11 protein-coding genes are annotated in these 12,011 nt (G+C 64.8%); 4 read left to right on the top strand and 7 right to left on the bottom strand.

Annotated elements, in window-relative coordinates; genetic code table 11:
- The 5 genes from mnmG to VFZ66_29305 form a co-directional block, all read right to left on the bottom strand.
- A complete protein-coding gene (gene mnmG, locus VFZ66_29325) occupies window positions 1-2,019 on the bottom strand; it encodes a tRNA uridine-5-carboxymethylaminomethyl(34) synthesis enzyme MnmG (protein ID HEX6293318.1) in 2,019 nt (672 codons plus the stop codon).
- Between the two features lie 211 nt (window positions 2,020-2,230).
- Complete coding sequence (locus VFZ66_29320) at window positions 2,231-3,064, bottom strand: purine-nucleoside phosphorylase (protein HEX6293317.1); 834 nt, start codon at window positions 3,062-3,064, stop codon at window positions 2,231-2,233.
- A 67-nt stretch (window positions 3,065-3,131) separates the two neighbouring features.
- The gene (locus VFZ66_29315; GenBank protein ID HEX6293316.1) at window positions 3,132-3,770 is read right to left on the bottom strand and encodes a PH domain-containing protein; all 639 of its coding nucleotides are present in this window, start codon (window positions 3,768-3,770) and stop codon (window positions 3,132-3,134) included.
- Between the two features lie 72 nt (window positions 3,771-3,842).
- On the bottom strand, window positions 3,843-4,610 hold the full coding sequence (gene recO / locus VFZ66_29310; GenBank protein ID HEX6293315.1) for a DNA repair protein RecO: 768 nt from the start codon (window positions 4,608-4,610) through the stop codon (window positions 3,843-3,845).
- Between the two features lie 69 nt (window positions 4,611-4,679).
- Window positions 4,680-6,614 (bottom strand): helicase-associated domain-containing protein, encoded by a 1,935-nt coding sequence (locus VFZ66_29305; protein HEX6293314.1) that lies wholly within the window; start codon window positions 6,612-6,614, stop codon window positions 4,680-4,682.
- A gap of 185 nt (window positions 6,615-6,799) precedes the next feature.
- On the opposite strand from VFZ66_29305, the gene cax reads away from it, so the two are divergent.
- Entirely contained in the window at window positions 6,800-7,933 is a 1,134-nt protein-coding gene (gene cax, locus VFZ66_29300; GenBank protein ID HEX6293313.1) for a calcium/proton exchanger, read from the top strand.
- Here the strand turns inward: cax and VFZ66_29295 are convergent.
- Complete coding sequence (locus tag VFZ66_29295; GenBank protein ID HEX6293312.1) at window positions 7,883-8,080, bottom strand: hypothetical protein; 198 nt, start codon at window positions 8,078-8,080, stop codon at window positions 7,883-7,885. The two genes, cax and VFZ66_29295, sit on opposite strands and share 51 nt — an antisense overlap.
- Window positions 8,081-8,158: 78 nt before the next feature.
- On the opposite strand from VFZ66_29295, the gene VFZ66_29290 reads away from it, so the two are divergent.
- From VFZ66_29290 to VFZ66_29280, 3 genes are all read left to right on the top strand, one after another.
- Entirely contained in the window at window positions 8,159-9,103 is a 945-nt protein-coding gene (locus tag VFZ66_29290; GenBank protein ID HEX6293311.1) for a LysR family transcriptional regulator, read from the top strand.
- Window positions 9,100-9,945, top strand: coding sequence for a peptide chain release factor N(5)-glutamine methyltransferase (gene prmC / locus VFZ66_29285; protein HEX6293310.1), 846 nt, complete (start codon window positions 9,100-9,102; stop codon window positions 9,943-9,945). The genes VFZ66_29290 and prmC overlap by 4 nt, the downstream gene beginning before the upstream one ends.
- Window positions 9,946-10,158: 213 nt before the next feature.
- A complete protein-coding gene (locus VFZ66_29280) occupies window positions 10,159-11,205 on the top strand; it encodes a hypothetical protein (protein HEX6293309.1) in 1,047 nt (348 codons plus the stop codon).
- 99 nt (window positions 11,206-11,304) lie between these two features.
- Here the strand turns inward: VFZ66_29280 and VFZ66_29275 are convergent, their stop codons facing one another.
- Window positions 11,305-11,772, bottom strand: a complete 468-nt coding sequence (locus VFZ66_29275) for a CAP domain-containing protein (GenBank protein HEX6293308.1) — start codon at window positions 11,770-11,772, stop codon at window positions 11,305-11,307.
- Between the last annotated feature and the right edge of the window lie 239 nt (window positions 11,773-12,011).

Here is a 12,011-nt window from a genome sequence, read left to right as displayed (position 1 = left end):
TTACACCGCTTCGACCGCAGGCTCGCGCTGCGTGCCATCGTCGCGCTGCCGCTCCAGATACACCAGCAGCACCGCAATATCCGCAGGATTGATCCCGGCCAGCCGGGCAGCCTGGCCCAGCGTCGCCGGGCGGAAGCGCGCAAGCACCTGCCGCGCCTCGGTGCGCAATCCGGGCACGGCGGCCACGTCGAGCCACTCCGGCAGGCGGCGCGTCTCCATCTTGCGCACGCGCTCCGCCGCCTTGTGCTCTTTCTCGATGTACCCGCTGTACTTGATCTCGATCTCAACCTGCTCGCCGATGTACTGTGGTAGCTCCGGCAGATCGAGCGCCTGCCGAAGCGCGCTGTAGCTGACGGCGGGCCGCGCCAGCACTACGTCGGCGCTGCACACCTGGCTGATCGGGCCGATCCCGGCCTCCGCCAGACGGCGATTCATCTCGCTCGACGGCGTGAGCCGCACGCTCTGCAAGCGCCGCTGCGTCTGCTCGGCCTGCTCGCGCTTCGTCTCGACCAGCGCCAGACGTGCTGCGTCGATCATACCCAGCTCGTAGCCCAGCGACGTAAGCCGTAGATCGGCGTTGTCCGAGCGCAGCAGTAGCCGGTGCTCGGCCCGCGAGGTGAACATGCGGTACGGCTCGTGGATCTCTTTCGTCACAAGGTCGTCGATCAGCACGCCGATGTAGGCTTGATCGCGGCGCAGAATAAACGGCTCGTCGCCCCGGACCTTGCGCGCGGCATTGATCCCGGCGATCAGCCCTTGCGCCGCTGCCTCCTCGTAGCCGGTAGTGCCGTTGATCTGGCCGGCCAGGAACAGCCCCGGAAGCCGCTTGGTTTCAAGCGTCGCCAGGATCTCGCCCGTCGCCACGGCGTCGTACTCGATCGCGTAGCCGACGCGCATAATCTCGACGTTGCGCAGGGCCGGGATCGTCCGCAGCATGTGCCACTGCACATCCTCCGGCAGCGAGGTGTTGCAGCCCTGCACATAGACCTCGCTGGTCTGCCAGCCCTCCGGCTCAAGAAAGAAGCCGTGGCGCTCCTTGTCGGCGAAGCGCACGATCTTGTCTTCGATCGACGGGCAGTAGCGCGGCCCGACGCCCTCGATCACGCCTGAGAAGAGCGGCGCGCGATCCAGGTTGTCGCGGATGATCTGATGCGTTTCGGGCGTCGAATGCACCAGATAGCACGGCAACTGTGGCCGCCAGCCGTCGAGCATCGGCTGCGGAAACCACGGGCTGGGCCGATCCATGACGAACGACGGGATCGGCGGCTGCTCGTCGTAGTAGAAGCCGAAGTGGAGCGGCTGCGCGCTGCCACGCTGGATCTCGGTGGCGCTAAAATCGATCGTGCGCGCGTCCACGCGGGGCGGCGTGCCCGTCTTGAGCCGCACCAGCGGAAAGCCAAGCTGGTGCAGATCCTCGCCCAGCGCCACTGCCGCGCTCTCGCCTGCGCGCCCCGCCGACCACATCGCGCTGCCGGTGATCGCGCGACCGCGCAGGAAGGTCCCGGTCGTCAGCACCAGCGCGCGGCCATCGTAGCGCCAGCCGGTATGGGTGAGAACAGAGAACAACGAGCCAGTCGGATCGTCGCCCGCTGCGCTTTGTTCCGGGTGCCCTCCGGGCGTCGTTGTTTGTTGTGGAGCAATAATCCGCTCAACCAGCGCTTGCTTCAGATCGAGGTTAGGCGTGCGCTCCAGCGCCTCTTTCATCCGCTGAGCATAGAGCCGTTTATCGCTCTGCGCGCGGAGCGCCTGCACGGCAGGCCCCTTCGACTCGTTGAGCATGCGGATCTGGATGAACGTCTCGTCCGTCACGCGGCCCATCACGCCGCCCAGGGCATCGATCTCGCGCACGATATGGCCCTTCGCCGGCCCGCCGATCGAAGGATTGCACGACATGTGCGCCAGTTTATCGAGGTCGATCGTCAGCAGGAGCGTGCGACAGCCCATCTTTGCCGCCGCATGCGCCGCCTCGCAGCCCGCGTGCCCTGCCCCGACCACAATCACATCATAGACAGTTTGCATAGTAGCTCTATTTTACCGTAATGCGCCGATTTGCGCTGCCGCACGCACCAAAATGCCCAGGCGCAACACCTGGGCCTGTTGCAACTCGCCGCTCGTGCAGAATCACGGAGCATCTTCGGGAAGCAGAGTATGATACTTTGTATCAGACAGGCACATGATTGGGGGACTCCCACCACCCAGAGGGCGCCCGCCCCCGGCCTGTCGGCGCTAGCTACGCCGCGATGCGCTCCATGAGCTGCGTGATCAGCGCCGTGAACCTGGGCTTGACCGCCTCGCCTGCCGCCAGCACCTCCTCGTGGTTGGCGGGCGGCGCGTCGGGCGTGGCGATGTTCGAGATCATCGAGATGCCGAGCACACGCATGCCGCCGTGCCGCGCGACGATCACCTCAGGCACCGTGGACATGCCCACCGCGTCGATGCCGAGCGTCTGTAACATGCGCAGCTCGGCGGGCGTCTCGAACGACGGCCCGGCCAGCATCGCATACACGCCGTCGTGCATGGGAACGCCGACCTCCGCCGCGACCTCATGGGCCAGACGGCCAAGCCCGCTGTCGTAGGCATTGGTCAGCGCCGGAAAGCGCACGCCCAGTCGCGGATCGTTCGGGCCACGCAGCGGATTCAGGCCGGCCATACCCGGAAAATTAATATGATCGGCGATGCGCATCAGATCGCCGACCTGCCAGTCGGCGCGCAGGCCGCCCGCCGCGTTGGTGACGATCAGCGTGTGCGCGCCGAGCGCTTGCAGCACGCGCACCGGAAAGGTCGTCTGATCGAGCGAGTAGCCTTCATAGTAATGGAAGCGTCCGCGCATCACGGCGACGTTGCAGCCGCCGAGCGTGCCCAGCACAAACTCGCCGCGATGGCCTTCGACCGTGGAGTGCGGAAAATGCGGAATATCCTCGTAGGCGATCGTCACGGCGGCGTCGATCGTGTCGGCGAGCGCGCCCAGGCCCGAACCAAGGATCAGGGCAATATCAGGCTGAAGCTCCGTCCGGCTGCGGATAAAGACGGTCGCTTCGGTGATACGGTCGAAGAGGTCGCTCATCAAGGCTCTCCTGGCTATGGCGGGATCGACGCGGCGCGTTCCCACTGGGCGCGCAGCACTCGATCTCCTAAATGCGCGATAGCAGCTCGCGCTTCTTGGCTTCAAACTCAGCCGAGGAGAGGATACCACGATCGCGGAGCGCGGCAAGCTGCTCAAGGATCGCCCGCACGTCGCGCGGATGATCATAGGCGTTGACCGGCGCGCGATCCAGATAGCCGTCGTAGCGCGCCCGCGCGTTCATCATCGCCCGCTTGAACTCGATCGGATGGCGGATCGCCTGCATGCGGTTGATGCCCTCTTCGCTGGCGGTCAGAATGTTGACATCGCCGAAGTCGAAGATCCGTCCCAGGACGTTCTGCTCCAGCTCGACATCCGTGATCTTCTCCAGCGACGAGTCGAGCACATTTTTGCTGAACACGCCCTGCAACTGAAGCACGCGGCGGTCGGTGATCACAAATTGCTCGTGGTGCCAGCGCATAATATCTGCCAGGCCGCTGAGAAACACGATGAAGCCCAGACCGCCGATCGTGAGGTAGACCAGACCATCGGGGATGTCGAACACGTTGGGAATAACGATGCCCGCGATCGTCAGGATGGTCAGCACAACAAGCTCGGTCAGCACGTGGGCCATAGGAATAAACCAGTGCTGGCGCGTCGCAAAGACGATCTCCTCGCCTTCCCCCAGCAAATTACGAAGATAGCTCATCGTCGGCTCCTTAGTAGGACCATTAGACCTTTACTCGATCGCTGCGTCACACAGCGCCAGATAGCCATGCCGTCACAACGCCAGACGTACGGCATCGAGAAACTCGACCGATTTCAGCTCGCGCTCCAGAATTGGCCGCAACGTTGCGCGTAAGAGCTGCTCGATCTCACGGCGCAGCGGCTCCGACAGACGTTGCAGATCCTCGGTCGCGGCGATCGGCTCCCGCTGCAAAAACCGCAGCGCCTTGAAGGCCGGCAGCGTGATCGGCAGCGCGTGCGGCTCGCGCGTCGCGCAGCGCGGGCAGAGCATCCCGCCGCCTGCCGCGCTCCAGCGATCGGCCTCCTCGGTAAGCTGCTCCTGGCAGATCGCGCAGTTGAACAGATAGGGCCGGTATCCGACCAGATTGAGCAGATGCAGCTCGAAATGCCGCGCGACCAGATCGAGCACGGTGCTGGTATCCAGCGCCGCGAAGGTGTTGACCAGCAGCGTGTAGACCGGCGCGTTCTCTTCTTCATCGACCGTGAGCTTATCGACGAGCTCGGCGACATAATAGGCGTACGACAGACGCGGCAGATCCTCATGCAGCCGTTTGTAGGCGTCCACAATCTGCGCATCGGTGACAATATCCAGGTTGCGCCCGGTCGCCAGCTGTAGCTCAACCCGATTGAACAGCTCGACATGTCCCGATCGTCGGCTCGTCGTCTTGCGCACGCCCTTGGCGATCACGCGGCGCTTGCCGTACCGGGGCGTGAACAGCGTCATCAGCCGGTCGGCCTCGCCAAAGTCGCTGCGGCGCAGGATCAGCGCCTCTGTCCGATATAACCGCTCCCGACTACGCATATCACTCGTTTCTAGCTACACTTGCGCTCAATTATACTGCTTCTTGCTCTCGTTTTACATAATTCGCGGTTATTCTGCCTGCCGCTGCGCCGCGATCTGCTGGAGCACGTGCTCCACCATCTGAGCGGCGGATTGATCGGCGCTCTCGGCCCAGCGCGCCGGTACCAGCCGCGACAGGCGCTGCAACAGCGTGGGCGAGATCTCACATGTCAGATCCAGCTCGGTGCAGAGCCGCGTGTAGGCAAAGGCCGCGCTGACCAGCGCTTTGAGATCGCGGTCGTCGAGCGGCAGCTCCGGATCGATCCGCTCGTCGCGCAGGCCCCACCCGGCCCGGCGCAGGCGCTCAGCCAGCTCGTCGGCTCGTCCATCGGGAACGCGCAGCAGCGTCGGCGCGAGCGGCTCGACCTCGCTCAGGCCTAGCGCTTTAGCGTTGCGCACCTGGGCCATGACGAACGGATCGGCGGTCTGGAGCAGCACCGCGCTCTCAAGCCGCACCTGCTGGGTCTGTCCGCCCCATTCGAGCAGTGTGTACGCGACAGACGGCGGCAGTGATCCCGCGCTATGCTCTTCCAGAAAGCGCAGCACATCCTGCGCGGCGATGCCACGCTCGGCGGCGGCCAGCAGCGCCCGGCGCGTGAGCCGGTAGATCGTCACCGCGCCCGTCTGCTGCACCTCGGCCACCCGCCCCAGTTGAAAGCGCGCGTACAGCGACGCGCCCGGCGGGCAGATCACCTCGAACGTGCCCTGCACCAGCAGCGGCGTCTCCGGCAGCGCCGCAGGCTCAGGCGCGTCCGCCAGCAGATGCCCGCCCAGCGGCGTGACCCGCACGGCCCGGCACTCTCCGTCGAACTCCGCGCCCGTGTCGAGCAGGCCAAGCCAGTGCAGCGGCCCGCAGAGCACCTGGCGGATCAGCGCCCCCTCGACCAGCGCCCAGTCTTGCCAGCCGCTGACCAGATGACCCTGCGCGTCGTAGAGCAGCCATGTATCGTAGCGCCCGTCCCGCCGCTGAAAATCCGGCTCTACCTCATAGATCGCGCTGATGATCGCGTCGATCGACAGCCACTCGTGCGCGGGGAGCGTCGCCAGCAGTTGGAGCAGCCCCCGACGTGTCGCCGTGCGGTTGAGCGTGTACGGCGCACCGCCTTTCCAGCGCAGCTTACAGAGCACGGCCAGATCGTCGAGCGAGCTGACGCGCCAGCCGCCGAGCAGTTGGTCGACGCGCCGCGCCTGCGGGGCCTGGAGCCATTCGAGCGCCTGGGGCGTGGGCCGTAGCTCGCCATCGTCGGCGCGCCGCAGCAGCCCGGCTTCCAGCGCCATCGTCCGCAGCAGCGCCGCAAAGGGCCAGTCCTGCTCGCGGCGGATCGTCCGCAGATCGGGGGGCGCGGCAAGCTGCCGGGCTAGCCTGACCAGGCTGGGCTTGCTGAGCGCGCCATCGTCGAGCGCCTTGATCTCGCCGTGGTAGGCCAGCGTCAGCAGCGCGACGATCAGGTGCTCGGCCTCGCCGGGCGTGCTCTGGACGATCGCGGGCGGCGCTGGCGCTGGCGATACATGCAGCCGCCGATCGCGAGGCGGCACCGCAGGCAGCAGCGCCAGCAGCTCGCCGGGCACGCGATAGATCGCGCCGCGCTCGTCGTGGGTCCGAAAGATCAAGCCCATGCCGTAGAGCCGCTCGGTGGGCGTCGCCGGGCCGCGCAGCGCATGCATGTAGGCGCGAGGATGCTCGAAGCCGCCGGGCTCGCGCACGCCGCCCCACTCGCGGTGCATCACCGCCACGGGCAGGCTGCCGCCATCCGCCAGCAGCCGCGTCAGCGCCGCGCGCTCCTGATCGGCCAGTCCAGTCCACTGCGCCAGCACGCGGTCGGGATCGGTCATGATCGCCTCAAGCGCGGCGGGATCGTGCGATGGCGCGTGCCAGCGCTGCGCCATCACCCGCCGATCCACGGGCGACAGCATGTGCAGCAGGTGCAAGAGATCTGGTTTTGAATGTGCAGCGCGTCGCATCATCTGCCCCCGCCATGCGTCGAGCGTGGAGCCGGGATGCTACACATGTTCGCGATCATAAATCTGTCCTCTGGCTTGCAACAATGGTACTAGCGGCGCATCTTTTGGCGGCAGATTGACCAGGCTCCACGGCTGATGGTATGATTGCGCCCGCTTTGCATCCCACTGCAAGAAAGGAGCCTGAGCCGGTGCGTATTCTACGCTATATGCTGATCTTCGTCCCATTGGCGGTCCTGGCAGAGTTTGTTCTTCACAACGACCTGCTGATCTTTGCAACGTCGGCCATTGCATTGGTTCCGCTGGCGGGCGTGCTGGGAGAAGCGACCGAGGAGCTGGCACTGCATTACGGCCCCAAGATCGGCGGATTATTGAACGCCACGCTGGGCAACGCTGCCGAGCTGATCATCACGATCGTCGCGATCAACGCGGGCCGGTATGAGCTGGTCAAGGCCTCGCTGACCGGCTCGATCATCGGCAACCTGCTGCTGATCGTCGGGCTTGCGCTGCTGTTGGGCGGCCTTCGGCATGGCGTCCAGCGCTTCGATCGCGGTCTGGCTGGCATGTCGGCCTCGATGATGACGCTGGCGGTGATCGGCCTGATTATCCCGACGATGTTCGAGCTGCTCGCCGAGATCGCCGATCCCAACCGCGCGCTTGAGATCTTCAACACCGAGGTACAAGATCCCGCGCTCAACGTGATCTCGCTGGTCGTCGCGGGCGTGCTGCTGCTGCTGTACATCTTGAGCATCGTCTATCAGTTTACTGCTACCGGCGCTACCCCTGCCACCGAGCACGGTCACGGCGCGACTAGCCACACAGGCGTGGGCGAAACCGAGGAGATCGTCACGCACCAGCCGAAGTGGAGCGTTCGCTTCGCGCTGGGCGTTCTGGCGGCCAGCACGCTGGCGATCGTGTTCATGAGCGAGTTCCTGGTAGGCGTGGTCGAGCCGGTCGCGGAGCAGCTTGGCGTACGCGAGCTGTTCCTGGGCGTGATTCTGATCCCGATCGTCGGCAACGTGGCGGAGCATCTGGTGGGCGTGCAGGCGGCGATCAAGAATCAGATGGATCTCTCGATGAATATCTCGCTCGGCTCGTCGATGCAGATCGCGCTGTTTGTCGCGCCGCTGCTGGTCTTTCTCAGCCTCGTGATCGGGCCGCGCGAGATGACGCTCTTCTTCAGCCTGTTCGAGGTGATGGTGCTGGGACTGTCAGTGCTGATCGCCTCGTTTATCTCGCTGGATGGCGAGTCGAACTGGCTGGAAGGCGCGATGCTACTGGCGGTCTATGTGATCGCCGGTATCGGCTTCTTCTTCGTCGGCTAGTGGCTTAACAGGCCGCTGGTCGGCGATAGCCTGCATGCGGCGGTTCAAACGCACGGCAATGCCCAGCGCCAGCGCGCTCGCTACGACCACGCACAGCAGCGCCAGGATGATCCGCGTTCGTACCAGCGGCTCGGCTGTTTGTAGCACAATGATGTATGCAAGCACCACGCTGGTATTGTAACATTACTTGAGATGCCTTCTGATGTACTCGTGGCGGATTGCGCGATGCTAAACACAGATCATCTGCAAACCTTTGTGGCCGTCGCCGAGACTGGCAGCTTCACCGCAGCCGCTACCCGGCTCGGCTTTACGCAACCGGCGGTCAGCCAGCACATCAAGGCGCTTGAGTCGCAGGTCGGCGAGGTCCGGCTGTTCCGGCGCGTCGGCAAGACGATGCGGCTGACACATGCGGGCGAGGAGCTGCTGGTTCATGCCCGCGAGGTGGTCATGCTGGCGACGCGCGCCGAGCAGCACATGCTGAGTCTGCGCGGGCATATCACCGGGCGGGTCGGCATCGGCTGCGCGCCCAGCACGGGCGAGCGCATCCTCCCGGCGCTGGTGGCGGCCTTTCACGACAAACATCCCGGCGTGCGCTTCGCGGTGGATGTTGGCCTCTCGGACCAGCTTTTGACGTGGCTGGGCAATGGGCAGGTCCAGGCGGTGCTGATGGACGAGCATCCGCGTCGGCGGACCTTCGATGTGCTGGAGCTTGGCGACGAGCCGATCGTCTGCATCTCGTCGCGCAGCCACGCGCTGCTGCGTCAGAACGACGTATTGCTGGCGGATCTGCGCGATTATGCGCTGATCCTGCCACAGCGCGGCATGGCGCTCCGGCGCATGCTGGAGGATCTTTTTCGACGGCAGGGCATGGCGCTGGGCCAGCTTCAGGTGATCCTTGAAACCGATAGCGTGGTGGCGGCGGTGCAGGCGGCGGCGGATGGGCTGGGCCTCGCGTTCGTGCCGCGCAGCCGTGTCGCCAAAACCCGCGATCTGGGCGTCGTACCGATCGCCGGGCTGGAGCTGGGCCAGTCGTGGTATCTGGTGCGCCAGCGCGGCGGCACGATCAACCGGGCCGTCGATGAGCTGTGGGATTTTGCCGATAGCGCTGTCGGACGCAAAGTGCTGGCGCGTCTTGGCCTGAGCGCGTCGGCGCTTACAGGTGTATCGTGACCACGCTGCGCCAGGCGATCCAGCGGGCTGCCGCGCAGTTGGCCGATCACTCGCCGTCGCCGCGTCTCGACGCCGAGGCGCTGCTGGCGCATGTGCTGGGCGTCAGCCGCGCGTACCTTCTGGCGGAGAGCCAGCGCGAGCTTACCGACGCGCAGGAGGCCGCCTTTCAGCCATTGGTCGCGCGGCGCTCGGCGCTCGAACCGATCGCCTATCTGACCGGTCACAAAGAGTTCTACGGCCTTGATTTCGTGGTCGATCGGCGGGTGCTCGTGCCACGGCCTGAGACGGAGCTGCTGGTCGATCTTGCGCTGAGCTGGGCCGCGCGGCGCGCGCAGGGGCCGGATCTGACGATCGCCGACATCGGCACGGGCAGCGGATGTATCGCGGTGACGCTGGCGCATACGCTGCCGGAGTCGCGCGTCTTTGCCGTCGATCTCTCCGCCGACGCGCTCGATGTGGCGCGGATCAACGTCCAGCGCCACGGCGTGACCGATCGTGTCGCGCTGCTGCATGGCGCGGGCTGCGATCCGCTGCCGCAGCCCGTGACGCTGATCGTCTCCAATCCACCCTACACTGTGCTCTCGGCGATCGATGAGAACGTGCGGCGCTGGGAGCCGCATCTCGCGCTGGATGGCGGCGGCGCGCAGGGCTTCGATCTGCCTGCACAGTTGCTACGGCAGATCCCGCGCTATCTCGCGACGCATGGCGCGGTGCTGATGGAGCTTGGCGCGTGGCAGGGCGATCTCGCGCGGCAGGCAGCGGCGGCGATCTTTGCGGCGGCGCGCATCACGCTGCATCAAGATCTGGCGGGTCACGATCGGGTGCTGATGATCGAGACATGATCCTGGCCTGGGCTGGCGCGTAAAAAAACATTGCCTCGGCGCGCTGGCTGTGTTATGCTCGACACCAACGTTGCGCTCGATCCGAAAGCGCGGCATGGCGCTATTCCCCAAGCATCGATCGGCCTGCGTCGGATATGCTCGATACGTCGAGGCTCCTGCTCCAACTAGACGGCTTCACGAATCGCTACAACCACCGTGCGTGGAAGGATACCTATGCCTTCAAAGAAACAGTCGGCTCGTCGCGGCAAACCGGTTATCAGACGGCAGGTGCCGCAGCCGACGATCGAGTCCGACTTAGAACACGACCAGCAGATCGACGCGGCGACGATCCGGCAGGCGATGCGTGATCCCGGCGGCCTGGCTCCCCAGACAACGCTCCACTTGCAGCGCGCGATGGGTAATCAGGCGGTCGGCAGGCTGCTGGCGGGCGCTGGACCGCAGCCAGGACAGCCGGGGGAGGTATCTGTCCAGCGCAGCCCGGCTACCAGTACACAGGTTATTCAACGTGGAAAGGGGCCAACCAAGCCCGATACCAGACCCGCCCGGGCGAGCTCAGCCGCCCACATCTATTTTGCCGGTCAGAGCTGGCACTGCCGTGACTTCGGCAAGCACTGGGTCTATAACGAAACAACAGAGAGCTGGCGGATCGTCAAGCAGAGCAAAGCCGCGCTCCATAACCGCGTTGATTTTACGGTACGAACCGGGCGGGGCGCTCCACGAGGGGCCAGCTTCAAAATGCGTATGGGCAGCGCTGCCAGCTACGCGGATCCGCGCGCGAGCAAATTTAGCCGTGGTCAAGCGGGGACTGTCAAATACCAGGGCAAGAAAAAACGGACGTATCGCAAAAATATGCAGGCCGCGACCGGGCACGCAAGCGCGACGACGTATGCTGCGGCGAATGGCGCTCCCGTGATTGCCGGTGGCTATAACTGGTGCCATTTGATCGGCCACGGCGGCGGCGGCAGCGATGCGGCGTCGAATCTGGTGGCGGCCTCAACGCACGCCAACTCGGAGCATCTGCTGATCGAGCGCATCGTGTATCAGTACAAAAACAAAGATGTTGTCGTCGAGCACTCGTATGAGCCGTTCAACGGCGCGACGATCGCCAAGAGCATGCTCTACAAGGTTTCGTATCAGGGCAAGGTGATCTTCGAGCGCCTGGTGGATGGATTCCGCGCGGAAAAACCCAGCGGCGTGGAGCTGGCTGTGATCGAGGTGAAGTTGACGTCGGCGCTCTCTAAAGCGCTGGATGAGTCGTAGGCATCCCGGCTGCGGCTCGCAGATCGATGCGCAATGTAACGCCCCGCAGCAATCTTTGCTGCGGGGCCTGGCGTGATGGCGCTGGCGGCCTGGAATGTGTTACTTGCGCGTGCCTAGCTCCATCACGTAGTAGTCGTAGTACTGGCCCGGATCGCTGGCCCGGTAGGTGTGGCCCAGGCCGATCTCTCGAACTTTGCCGTTCAGGATGTTACGACGGTGGCCGGGGCTTGCCATCCACGCGGCGACGACCTCTTCGGCGCTGACGTAGCCTGCCGCCAGATTTTCGCCATAATGCCGCCAGCGATAGCCGCAGCGGGTCAGGCGCTGGCCGGGATTCGAGCCGTCGGGTCCGGTATGGTTGATCGCGCCTTGTCGGGCCTGCACCGCGCTATACTGCTGTGCGCACGCCGCCAGCGTGGCGTGGACCGTGAGCGGCGCGAGTCCCGCCTCGCGTCGCCGGAGATTCACCAGCTCTACGATGCGCTGCAATGTCGCAGTGCGCCGTGCCTGTGCCTTGTCTGCGCTCGGCTGCGCGGCAGGCGCGGCGAGCGTGGCGGGTGACGACATTCCTAATGAACTGAGAAACAGGCACACAGCAGCAAACCACATCAAACGGCGCATCTTAAACCCCCTGGTACGATGGAAGATCAATGTTCGGGTTTTTGTTCGGCATCATTCGTATCTGTTGAAGGTATCCTACCGGGAATACATAATGTTGCCCATCGTGCCCTGGTAACACTTTTCGACCCAAGGGGGACTAGCCGGTTGTTAACCCCGAAGGACTACAGGTTACTACCCTCGTGCGT

This window comes from Herpetosiphonaceae bacterium (assembly GCA_036374795.1).
In the GTDB taxonomy this organism is placed as follows: domain Bacteria; phylum Chloroflexota; class Chloroflexia; order Chloroflexales; family Kallotenuaceae; genus LB3-1.
The sequence above is the reverse complement of the archived record's forward strand: the minus strand, read 5'-3'. Positions and strand labels throughout refer to the sequence as shown.

Excerpts from the sequence above, each read along its gene's own strand:
- mnmG (HEX6293318.1), bottom strand. The coding sequence starts at position 2,019 with ATGCAAACTGTCTATGATGTGATTGTGGTCGGGGCAGGGCACGCGGGC.
- VFZ66_29320 (HEX6293317.1), bottom strand. The coding sequence starts at position 3,064 with ATGAGCGACCTCTTCGACCGTATCACCGAAGCGACCGTCTTTATCCGC.
- VFZ66_29315 (HEX6293316.1), bottom strand. The coding sequence starts at position 3,770 with ATGAGCTATCTTCGTAATTTGCTGGGGGAAGGCGAGGAGATCGTCTTT.
- recO (HEX6293315.1), bottom strand. The coding sequence starts at position 4,610 with ATGCGTAGTCGGGAGCGGTTATATCGGACAGAGGCGCTGATCCTGCGC.
- VFZ66_29305 (HEX6293314.1), bottom strand. The coding sequence starts at position 6,614 with ATGATGCGACGCGCTGCACATTCAAAACCAGATCTCTTGCACCTGCTG.
- VFZ66_29290 (HEX6293311.1), top strand. The coding sequence starts at position 8,159 with ATGCTAAACACAGATCATCTGCAAACCTTTGTGGCCGTCGCCGAGACT.
- VFZ66_29280 (HEX6293309.1), top strand. The coding sequence starts at position 10,159 with ATGCCTTCAAAGAAACAGTCGGCTCGTCGCGGCAAACCGGTTATCAGA.
- VFZ66_29275 (HEX6293308.1), bottom strand. The coding sequence starts at position 11,772 with ATGTCGTCACCCGCCACGCTCGCCGCGCCTGCCGCGCAGCCGAGCGCA.